Genomic DNA, 10902 nt, shown 5'->3' with positions numbered 1-10902 from the left:
AACTGTTCGAGCAGGACGAGGACACCGACGCCGTGGTGATGATCGGCGAGATCGGCGGCCCGCAGGAGGCCGAAGCCGCGCTCTGGGCGCGCGACAACATGCGCAAGCCGCTGATCGCCTACATCGCCGGGCTTTCGGCGCCGAAGGGCCGCCGCATGGGCCACGCCGGCGCGATCATCTCGGCCTTCGGCGAATCGGCGCAGGAAAAGGTCGAGATCCTGAAGGAAGCCGGCGTCGTCATCGTGCCGACCCCTGCCTCCTTCGGCGAGGTCGTGGCCGAGACGCTGGCGCGGTCGAAGAGGGCGGCCTGAAAGACGGTCAGGCGGCGGGCGGGCAACTGCCAAAGTGCAAGGCGGTGGGGGTCGGCTCGTCTGGCCTTCCACCAACGCTTCCCGCTGTCCGGATCTTGCGGTGCCGAAGGATCAACTTGCGACAACGCGCGACTGCATGCGCAGCGTTCTCATCGGCACTTCCACAAGGCTATGGGTCAAGATCGCGAGTACTGCCGACACAATGACCGTTATGAGCAAAGTCGGCACCCACTCGTAGGATTGCCGCAACAGATACGCGATCGGAAAGTGCCAAAGATAAATCGAGTAGGATAGAAGCCCCACGCGGACGAGGACGGGCCGCGACAGGAAGCGATGGATTTCGGTTCGCCTGTCGGTCGCGGCAACCAGCAGCGCGGCCGCGCAAACCTCCACCAGTGGCTGCGCAATCACCAGTGAAGCTGGCGTATATATTTGCGTGCCTGCCATCACCAGCAGGATTGAGCATGCGGCGGCTTTGCCGATGCTGTCCAGCAGGGAGATGTCGTTGACGCTCGGCTTTGCCAAAGCCACGATCGTCCCCGCCAACAAACCCGTCAGACGAGCGTCAGGACGATAGTAAACCCATTCGCTAGGCAAGTTTTGCAGCAGCAAGAATCGCCAGATAGTTGCACCGCAGAAGATCGCGATCACTGCTGCGGTCGGCCGAGGCAGGCGCAGGATGACGACCAACGGCAATGGCCATATCAGGTAGAACTGCTCCTCGACGGCCAATGACCACGTGTGCCGAAGGGCTCCGTACTCAGGTTCATAGGGCGCGAAGAAGTCGGTCAGATAGACAGCCGCGATCAGCGTCTTTCCGGATGTCGCCTGACCAGCAAGCAGGACGGCAGCCAACATCAAATAGAGAGGCGGAGTGAGGCGCACCAGCCGGTTCCAATAGAAGCGGCCGAGATCGATGCTCTTGGTTTCGTCAAGCTCGTTGCGCAGTATGGATGTGATCAGAAAGCCGCTCAGCACAAAGAACAGATCGACCCCAAAAAAACCTCCGGCCAAGAACGGCACCTGACAATGGAACGCCACCACAGCCAGTACGCTGACTGCACGCAATCCGTCCAGCGGAGGATTGTGGATCACCAAAGCCTCCCCCGAGAAGTCGGGCGAAGGTATTACGACATTCTTTAACTTAGGGTTTCCTTGATCAGCGCGATGCACCGCGTGAAACGGACTCAGGCGACGCGTTTCAAGTCTTTGCTTGATCCATCATAGGGCCCCAGACGACGGCGCAGTTCTGGGCGGCAGGCACCACGCGGCAACGCTTCTTTGTGCCGCCGGCATGCTGTGGTTGTGGAACCGGCTCAACTCCATCGGCCCGGGCGCCGGACAGACACAACGCCGATCTGTGCGACCGCCGAGAATCGGCAGCAAGTCTGGATCTCAACGATTGAAATGGTGCGGTCGAGAAGACTCGAACTTCCACGGGTTGCCCCACAGCGACCTCAACGCTGCGCGTCTACCAATTCCGCCACGACCGCACGTGGTAGGAGCCGGAACCGACCGGCCCGGGGCCTGTAGCAAATCGTTTCCGGCGAAACAAGTGCGCCGTGCGGAATATTCGCCGCCGATATGCACAACCCTGCAAGGCCGGGTCGCCAGCCACCGGAACTGGACGTTTTAGCGGATTGCCGCCATATAAGCGCGAGTCGAGATCATGCCATGACAGAACGCAGCCAGATCGCCACGTCGTTCCTGCCCCTCCCCGGTTCGGCGCCGGTCGAATGGGTGATCGAGCCCGGCCTCACCTCCTATCCAGACGCGCTCGCCTTCATGGAGGCACGGGCCGACGCGATCCGCAATGGCGCTGCCGGCGAGATGGTCTGGCTGGTCGAGCATCCGCCGCTCTACACCGCGGGAACCAGCGCCCGCGTCGATGATCTGATCGACCCCGACCGGTTCCCGGTCTTCGCTGCCGGCCGAGGCGGCGAATACACCTATCACGGCCCCGGCCAACGCGTGGCCTATGTGATGCTTGACCTCAAGCGCCGGCGCGAGGACGTCCGCGCCTTCGTCGCCGCGCTCGAGCAATGGATCATCGGCACACTTGCCGCCTTCAACGTGCGCGGCGAGCGGCGTGAGGACCGCGTCGGCGTCTGGGTGGTGCGGCCGGACCGCCCCGCCCCGCCGGACGGTACGCCGGCCGAGGACAAGATCGCGGCCATAGGCATCCGGCTGCGGCGCTGGGTGAGCTTCCATGGCATTGCCATCAATGTCGAGCCGGAGCTCGGCCATTTCAGCGGCATCGTGCCTTGCGGCGTCTCGGATCACGGCGTCACCAGCCTGGTCGACCTTGGCCTGCCCGTCACCATTGCCGATGTCGACCTGGCGCTGAAAGCCGCGTTCGAGGATGTGTTCGGGCCTGCCGCTGCGCCTTTGGCGGAGCCGGAGCGCAAGGCCGGCTGATTTGCCTCAGGCCTACATCAGCCGCGCCAACGCCCACAGCACGCCGTAGCCATGGATGGCAAACACCGCCAGCAGCGCGCCGGCCATGGCAAGCCTGTCGAAGGCATGGATCGGCTTCAGCTCGTGACGCGGCTTCACGCCGCTTCCCATGGTGAGCAGGCTGAGAATCGAGAACACCGCTCCCGCGATCAGCAGGAAACTGGGCGAAAAGCCGACATGCCAGCCGAGAGCAAGCAAAGCCGATAGCAGCAGGAACGACGCCAGCGCCAGCGCGATCGGCCCTGGGCAGATCTGGCGCAGCACCTGGCCGCCGTCGAACTTCCACACCGGCACCAGGTTGGCGATGTTGAACAGCGACGCGCAGCCGGCAAGCGTCGCCAGCAACGCGGCGGCCAGCCGATGGCCCTCGCTACCGGCAAGACCGCTAGCGGCGATCAGCACCGGCACCAGGAAAGCGGAGAAGCCTGCGCCCATCAGCGCCACGAAGGCGACTTCGAAGCGACTGTCATAAGGTCTTCCGCCGATGGCGACGCCGCCGAGCAGCGGAATGAAGATCATGCGCGCACGGCGATGCCCAGTCAGCCGGAACGCCGCCATGTGGCCGAGCTCGTGCAGCGCCACCACCGAGGTCAGGATAGCGGCGAGCGCCAGGCCACCAAGGTTGAGACCGAAGAAAGGCCACAGGATGAAGGCCGAGAGTACGGCAAAGCCGATCTGGCTCAGCGGATGCTCGAACCAGCCGCCCTTGCGATACTCACCGGTTCTTGCCCACACCTGCAGCTTGCCGAGCTCGCGGCGGAGCGCGAAGTAGCGGAAGATTAGGAAGGCAACGCCGCGATAGTGGTCGGTTTGCCTCAGCGTCACCCGCGTCGCATCGCCTTCGGATACGAGTTCGGCGGTCTCTCGATAGTTGGCCCAGAATGAGGGATCGAGCGCCGTGTCCTCAATGATACGCATCGAGAAACGGCTGCCCTCAACGACATCCTCGAACCGAGCCCTGCGCTCGATCGGCTGACCATCGCGGCCTTCCCAGGACAGTCTCAATCGCACAGCCCCTTCGCTATCCATGGCCTCGGCCGAGAGGATCTCGCCGGACCAGCCGGCGTCACGGCCGAGCGGCCACAGCGCCTGCCAGAGACGATGGCGGTCGGCCTGGACCAGGCGGCTGACGCGAACGGTGCACAGTCCCAGCGGCAGGCTCATCAAGAGAAAGATCAGTCCGAGATTTCCGGCCACGAGGATGACCGTCACAATGACCGACACTGCCTTTGCTCCCATGTCTGAAGCAGCAGCCTAGCGGGGGCAGGGCCAAGAAAAACTTAACAATGGGCGGGCTTGCCCGTCCCAAGGGCGGGCCTTTGCCCGCCCGCACAGCGGCGGTAACCGCCCCATCCTCACATGGCGCCGATCCAGAGCGCCATGGAAATGAGGAAGGTGCTCATGCAGACCAGCGAGATGACATCCTGAACCAGATCGGCCATAACTCTCTCCTGTTTGTGTAATGTTCATAATTTGTTCTAATTTTGTTCGAATGTCAACGATCGCCAATGGCGCGCCGGAACGAATCCGGCGATCCGTTCGGGCAAGGTTAAGGAAAGGTTGACGAAGCGTTAGGGCTCTATGGGAACGAGCCGAAGCCAAGTGCAGTCAAGATTGGGATCAGGCCGAGCCGAGGATGAAAGGGTCCGAAGCGCAGGAAACAGCCATACGGAAGCCGGCCGGCCCGAATATCGAACAGCCCTAAAGCGGCACTACCTTGCCGTCGGCCAGCGTCACGCGGCGGTCCATGCGGCCGGCCAGTTCGTGGTTATGGGTTGCGATCAGCGCGGCCAGACCGGACTGCCTTACCAGCGCCTCGAGCGCATCGAAAACGTAGGAGGCGGTGGTCGGATCGAGATTGCCGGTCGGCTCGTCGGCGAGAAGCACCAGCGGCGCATTGGCCACGGCACGCGCGATGGCGACGCGCTGCTGCTCGCCGCCCGAAAGCTCGGACGGCCGATGCTGCGCGCGCTTGCCAATCTGCATGTAGTCGAGAAGCTGGGCCGCCCGCTCGGCGGCGTCCTTGCGGCCGAGCCCTTTGATCAGCTGCGGCATCATGATGTTTTCAAGCGCGGAGAATTCCGGCAGCAGATGATGGAACTGGTAAACGAAGCCGACATCGTTGCGGCGGATCGCCGTGCGCTCCTCGTCCGACAGCCGGCCGCAGGCACGCCCGCTGAGGATCACGTCGCCGGCGTCCGGTCGCTCGAGCAGTCCCGCCGTATGCAGCAGGGTCGACTTGCCGGTTCCGGACGGCGCCACCAGTGCTACCATCTCGCCACGGTTGAGCGAAAAGTCCGCACCGTTGAGGATGGTGAGCTTGCGCGGCCCCTGGACATAGTGGCGCTCGACACCCTTCAGCTCGATTACGGCTTCGGCCATCACTCGTACCTCAAGGCTTCGACCGGATCGAGCCTGGCCGCCCGCCAGGCTGGAAACACCGTTGCCAGGAAGGACAGGCTCAGCGCCATGATGACGACATAGGTCGTCTCGCGCGCGTCCATTTTCGCCGGCAGCTGGCTGAGGAAATAGAGTTCCGGGTTGAACAGGATCCTGCCGGTCATCCAGGAGAAGAACTGCCGGATAGATTCGATGTTGAGGCAGATGACGACGCCGAGCAGCACGCCGGCTATGGTGCCGGTGACGCCGATCGCCGCCCCTGTCATCAGGAAGATGCGCAGGATCGCGCCCCGTGTGGCGCCCATGGTGCGCAGTATGGCGATGTCGTGTCCCTTGTCCTTCACCAGCATGATGAGGCCGGAAATGATGTTGAGCGCCGCCACCAGAACGATCAGCGTCAGGATCATGAACATGACGTTGCGCTCGACCTGCAGTGCCGAGAAGAAGGTCTCGTTGCGCTGGCGCCAGTCGACGAGGTCGATCGGCCGCTGCGCCGCCTGTTCGACCAGCGGCTTCAGCGCATCGACATTGTCGGGGTTGTCGACATAGATCTCGATGGTCTGCGCCCGCCCGTCCATGTTGAAGAAGAGCTGCGCTTCGGAAAACGGCATGTAGACGATCGAGCTGTCATACTCCGACATGCCGACCTCGAAAATCGCAGTGATCTTGTAGCCCTTCATGCGCGGCGTGGTGCCCAGCGGGGTGACGTCGCCGTCTGGCGAGATCAGCGTGATTGTGTCGCCGAGCACGAGGCCCAGATTCTCGGCCATCCGCTTGCCGATCGCCACGCCCTCGCCGGCGTCGAAGCCGTCGAGCGTGCCCTGCTTGATGTTGCCGGCGACAATCTGGATCTTGCCGAGGTCTTCGCCGCGAATGCCGCGCACCAGCGCGCCCACGCCGCCCCCGACATTGCCCTGCGCCAGCACCTGCCCGTCGATCAGCGGGATAGCGTATTTGACGCCGGCAACGCCATTGATGCGGCTCGCCACCTGGGCGTAGTCCTCCAGCGGCGAATCCAGCGGCTGCACGATCAGATGGCCATTGACGCCAAGGATGCGGGTGAGCAGCTCGGCGCGGAACCCATTCATCACCGCCATGACGACGATCAGCGTCGCGACGCCCAGCATGATGCCGAGGAAGGAGATCGAGGCGATGACCGAGATCACCGTCTCCTTGCGCCGCGAACGCAGATAGCGCCACGCCACCATGCGCTCAAAGCCCGAGAAGGCGCCTGCCGGAGATCGGACTGCAGCCGCCTCGCTCATCAGGCGATACCCAGGCGCTTCCCGGCGTCCGCGATCGGCAGCGTCTCGCGCTCACCGGTCCGGCGGTTCTTGATCTCGACTTCGCCGGCGGCCACGCCGCGCGGCCCGACAACCACCTGCCACGGCAGGCCGATAAGATCCGCGGTGGCGAACTTGCCGCCCGGCCGCTGGTCGCTATCGTCGTAGAGCACGTCCTTACCGGCCGCGGTGAGCGCCGCATAGAGTTCTTCGCAGACGCGGTCGCACTCTCCATCGCCCACCTTCATGTTGATCAGGCCGACGTCGAACGGCGCCACCGACTCCGGCCAGATGATGCCGTTCTCGTCGTGACTCGCCTCGATGATCGCCGCGATCAGCCGCGTCGGACCGATGCCGTAGGAGCCGCTCGAAACGAAATGGTCCTTGCCGTCCGGACCGGTCACCTTGGCGCCCATCGGCTTGGAGTATTTCTCGCCGAAATGGAAGATATGGCCGACCTCGATGCCGCGCGCGGAGAGCCGGTCGGCTTCCGGCACCTTCGTCCAGGCCTCCTCGTCATGCATTTCGTCGGTGGCGGCGTACGGGGTCGTCCACTGTTTCACGATGTCGCCGATCTCGGCGTCGTTGGAGAAATCGGTGTTCTCGCCCGGCACCGCAAGCGACAGATACTCGCGATCGCAGAACACCTGGCTTTCGCCGGTCTCGGCCAGGATGATGAACTCATGGCTGAGGTCGCCGCCGATCGGGCCGGTGTCGGCGCGCATCGGAATAGCCTGCAAGCCCATGCGCGTGAACGTCCTGAGATAGGAAACGAACATGCGGTTGTAGGCGGCCTTGGCGCCTTCATAGTCCAGGTCGAAGGAATACGCGTCCTTCATCAGGAATTCGCGACTGCGCATGACGCCGAAACGCGGCCTGACCTCGTCGCGGTATTTCCACTGGATGTGATAGAGGTTGAGCGGCAGGTCCTTGTAGGACTTGACATAGGCGCGGAAGATCTCGGTGACGACTTCCTCGTTGGTCGGCCCGTAGAGCATGTCACGGTCCTGGCGATCCTTGATGCGCAGCATCTCCTTGCCGTAATCGTCATAGCGGCCGCTTTCGCGCCACAGATCCGCCGACTGCACGGTCGGCATCAGAATCTCCAGCGCGCCAGCCCGGTTCTGCTCCTCGCGAACGATCTGGCAGACCTTGTCCAGCACCCGCTTGCCGATCGGCAGCCAGCTGAAGCTGCCCTGCCCCTGCTGGCGGATCATGCCGGCGCGCAGCATCAGCCGATGCGAGACGATCTCGGCCTCACGGGGGTTCTCTTTGAGAATGGGCAGGAAATAGCGCGACAAACGCATGGACTGGTCCGTGAGTGAGAATAGCGGCGCCGGAATCGGCGCAGCCGAGGCTGCTTGCCCGGGCTTCATAGCCATTTCATGACCGAATGGAAACCCGAGCGCCGCAAAGTGTTGCGGCCTTCTGGTACTCGCCGAAAAAGGGCTTCCGGGCCGCAAAATGCCGATTAAGCCAATTTGATCGATTCACAAGCAAGCCATGCCATACTATTGTGCAGTGCAGCACGATATTGCCCATTTGGAGGCAAAATTCTTCGTGACATTTTCACCTGCCTTGGTCTAGTGTGCGCCGATAACCGAGAGGGCGGAGAAAAATCTGCTCTCCTACGCGGTCAAAGTCTTGGGAGGATGCGATCTAGGCGCGGTAACTCGCTGCCGCCGGACACCGGAAACGGATCGGACGCGTTTAAATTGCAAGGCCTCGTGCCTTGCATTTTTTTTGGGCAATCATCTGCTTAGCACGATAAGTCGCCAAACCGCATTGCGCTGCGTCTGTCGCTGAAATCGGAAGCCGGCTTCCGATTCAACCGTCGCGCACGCATGCCGACATATACTTGCGAGAGACTGGCCGAGGCCCTTAATTGGCGTCGCTATGACTGAAGTTCGGCACGATGTGCGGGATGTCGTCGAAGCCCAGGCCGAGCCCTCTCGTCAGACCGTAAAAACCGCCAATGACGATCGCCGTGACGATCGTCGTGCGGATGACTGCGCGCAGCATATGCGGTCCGCGCGGTGCGCTCGAAACCGTGCCCAGCGTCACGTCTTTGTCCTCGTCCTGCGTGCGCAGGCTGAATGGCAGCACCGCGAACAGCACCAGCCACCAGGTGACGAAGAAGAGCGCTGCAAACGAAATCCAGCTCATGCCTGCTCCAGTTCGACCAGCGTGCCGAAGAAGTCCTTCGGGTGCAGGAACAGCACCGGCTTGCCATGCGCGCCGGTCTTCGGATTGCCGTCGCCGAGCACGCGCGCCCCGCTCGCCTTGAGATGGTCCCGCGCGGCCAGAATATCGTCGACCTCGTAGCACACGTGATGCATGCCGCCTGAGGGATTCTTCTGCAGGAAGGCGGCAATCGGTGAAGCGTCCCCGAGCGGCTCCAGCAACTCGATCTTGGTGTTGCCGACATCGACGAACACCACCGTCACGCCATGCTCCGGCAGCGCCTGCGGCTCGCTCAGCCGCGCACCCAGCGCATCGCGATAGACCGCGACCGCCGCAGCCAAATCCGGCACGGCAAGCGCGACGTGGTTAAGGCGTCCGAGCATATAACGCTCCGCGTTAGGGGAGTAAGGGAGTAGGGCAGTAGGGGAGTAGGAAAAAACAAGATTGAAGAACAGCAACTGCTCGCTCTTCCCTATTCCCCTACTGCCTTATTCCCCTATTCCCTTATTCGTCACCGCGTGACGAATACAGTCACCAGTGGCTTCTTGCCCCAGGCTTCATTGGCGGCGCCCCGCACGGCGCGGCGCACCGCCTCCTGCACCAGGTCGAGGTCTTTTCGGCGCTGGCGGGGGATGGAGTCCACCGCGCCGATTGCCGCATCGAGCATCAGGTCTTCCAGCGTCTCGCCGCTGGCATCGGCCTCGGCGACACCGATCGCCACCAGATCGGGATCGCCGGCAAGCTCGTATTTTTCGTCCAGCACGACATTGACTGCGACATGGCCGGCAAACGACAGCTTGCGCCGGTCACGGATGCCCATCGCCTGGTCGGTGCCGATCAGAATGCCGTCCTTGTAGAGGCGGCCGAACGGCACCTGGTCGATGATCGTCGCCGGGCCGGGCCAGAGCCTCAGCATGTCGCCGTCACGCACCTGCGCCACCTGGCCGATGCCCGACATCGACATCAGCGAACCCTGCGCCACCAGATGCGCCGCCTCGCCATGCACCGGCACGCCGATCTGCGGCCGCACCCATTCATACATCTTGCGCAATTCGCTGCGGCGCGGATGGCCGGAGACATGCACCAGCGCATCGCCGTCCTCAATGATCTTCATGCCAAGGTCGATGAGCCGATTCTTGATTTCGAGGATCGCCTTCTCGTTGCCGGGAATGGTGCGCGAGGAAAACACCACCGTGTCGCCGGCCGTAAGCGCCACCGATTTCATCTCGTCGCGCGACAGCTTCGCCAGTGCCGCCAGCGGCTCGCCTTGGCTGCCGGTGCAGATGATCACCAGGTTCTCGCGCGGGATGAAGCCGTAATCCTCCTCCGAGATGAATTCCGGCAATCCGTCCATATAGCCGAGCTCGGTCGCGACATCGATGACGCGCTTCAGCGAACGGCCGAGCACAAGGCACTGCCGGCCGGCATCGCGCGCCGCCCTGGCGATCGAGACGATGCGCCCGACATTGGAAGAGAATGTGGTGACCGCAACACGGCCCTTGGCCTTCTCGATCACCCCCTTCAGGCCTTCGCCTACCGCCACTTCCGAGGGCGACTCCCCTTCCCTCAGCGCATTCGTGGAATCGCAGATCAGCGCCAGCACACCCTTGTCGCCATAAGCGCGGAAGCGTGCCTCGTCCGTCTTCGGTCCGATCGTCGGCGCTGGGTCGATCTTCCAGTCGCCGGTATGGATCACCGTTCCGGCCGGCGTCGTTATCGCCAGCGACATCGGCTCGGGGATGGAGTGCGCCACCGGAATGGCCTCGATCTCGAAAGGACCGATCGTGAACTTCTCGCCGGCCCGATAAATCGTCGCGGGGATCTTCGGCGCGCCCTGCTCGCCTTGCCGCTTGGCTTCGAGCAGCCCGGCGGTGAACGGCGTCATCCAAACCGGGGCTTTGAGCTTCGGCCAGATGTCGAGCAGCGCGCCATAGTGGTCCTCATGCGCGTGGGTGATGACGATGCCGCGCAAGCCGTCCAGGTTCTCCTCGATGAAGCGCGTGTCGGGCAGGATCAGATCGACGCCCGGATGCGCGGTATCGGGGAATGTGACGCCGACGTCGACGACGATCCATTCGCGCGCATCGGCCGGCCCGTAGCCGTAGAGGGCGAAGTTCATGCCGATCTCGCCAACGCCGCCAAGCGGCGCGAAGACGAGTTCGGCGTTTCCGGTATTCGCCATGAATTCTTCCTTCCTGGCCGCTCAAGCCAAGCCGTTGGAGCAATTCCAGGAAAAGTGTGTCACGGTTTTCCGTCCGGAATTGCGC

At 63.1% G+C, this 10902-nt stretch carries 9 protein-coding genes, 1 tRNA gene and 1 pseudogene; 2 read left to right on the top strand and 9 right to left on the bottom strand.

Translation table 11 applies throughout. From position 1 onward, the window contains the following. Positions 1–311 (top strand): annotated as a pseudogene (locus EN818_RS15780) (succinate--CoA ligase subunit alpha); the annotation flags it as partial. A 111-nt stretch (positions 312–422) separates the two neighbouring features. Here EN818_RS15780 and EN818_RS15775 read toward each other — a convergent pair. Both EN818_RS15775 and EN818_RS15770 read right to left on the bottom strand, forming a co-directional pair. Further along, positions 423–1406 (bottom strand): acyltransferase, encoded by a 984-nt coding sequence (locus EN818_RS15775; protein WP_165350017.1) that lies wholly within the window; start codon positions 1404–1406, stop codon positions 423–425. Positions 1407–1719: 313 nt separating this feature from the next. Next, positions 1720–1804: transfer RNA gene (locus EN818_RS15770), tRNA-Leu, on the bottom strand. 181 nt (positions 1805–1985) lie between these two features. Here EN818_RS15770 and lipB point away from each other — a divergent pair. After that, positions 1986–2729 carry a lipoyl(octanoyl) transferase LipB gene (gene lipB / locus EN818_RS15765; protein ID WP_095809405.1) on the top strand — a complete coding sequence of 248 codons (744 nt, stop codon included), beginning with the start codon at positions 1986–1988 and terminating at the stop codon, positions 2727–2729. Positions 2730–2741: 12 nt separating this feature from the next. Here the strand turns inward: lipB and EN818_RS15760 are convergent, their stop codons facing one another. From EN818_RS15760 to EN818_RS15730, 7 genes are all read right to left on the bottom strand, one after another. Further along, complete coding sequence (locus EN818_RS15760; protein WP_095809461.1) at positions 2742–3992, bottom strand: site-2 protease family protein; 1251 nt, start codon at positions 3990–3992, stop codon at positions 2742–2744. A gap of 477 nt (positions 3993–4469) precedes the next feature. Next, a complete protein-coding gene (locus EN818_RS15755; RefSeq protein ID WP_176478509.1) occupies positions 4470–5153 on the bottom strand; it encodes an ABC transporter ATP-binding protein in 684 nt (227 codons plus the stop codon). Beyond that, positions 5150–6433 (bottom strand): lipoprotein-releasing ABC transporter permease subunit, encoded by a 1284-nt coding sequence (locus EN818_RS15750; RefSeq protein WP_095809407.1) that lies wholly within the window; start codon positions 6431–6433, stop codon positions 5150–5152. The genes EN818_RS15755 and EN818_RS15750 overlap by 4 nt, the downstream gene beginning before the upstream one ends. Next, positions 6433–7758 (bottom strand): proline--tRNA ligase, encoded by a 1326-nt coding sequence (proS, locus tag EN818_RS15745; RefSeq protein WP_095809462.1) that lies wholly within the window; start codon positions 7756–7758, stop codon positions 6433–6435. Before proS ends, EN818_RS15750 begins: the two co-directional genes overlap by 1 nt. Positions 7759–8332: 574 nt before the next feature. Then, positions 8333–8617 (bottom strand): DUF1467 family protein, encoded by a 285-nt coding sequence (locus tag EN818_RS15740; protein ID WP_095809408.1) that lies wholly within the window; start codon positions 8615–8617, stop codon positions 8333–8335. Further along, positions 8614–9018: a methylmalonyl-CoA epimerase gene (mce, locus tag EN818_RS15735; RefSeq protein ID WP_095809409.1), complete on the bottom strand. Its 405-nt coding sequence runs from the start codon at positions 9016–9018 to the stop codon at positions 8614–8616. The genes EN818_RS15740 and mce overlap by 4 nt, the downstream gene beginning before the upstream one ends. A gap of 128 nt (positions 9019–9146) precedes the next feature. Next, on the bottom strand, positions 9147–10817 hold the full coding sequence (locus EN818_RS15730; protein WP_095809410.1) for a ribonuclease J: 1671 nt from the start codon (positions 10815–10817) through the stop codon (positions 9147–9149). Positions 10818–10902: the final 85 nt, after the last annotated feature.

Source organism: Mesorhizobium sp. M3A.F.Ca.ET.175.01.1.1, assembly GCF_004791945.1.
Lineage (GTDB): Bacteria > Pseudomonadota > Alphaproteobacteria > Rhizobiales > Rhizobiaceae > Mesorhizobium.
This window is presented reverse-complemented; position numbering and strand designations above follow the sequence as displayed.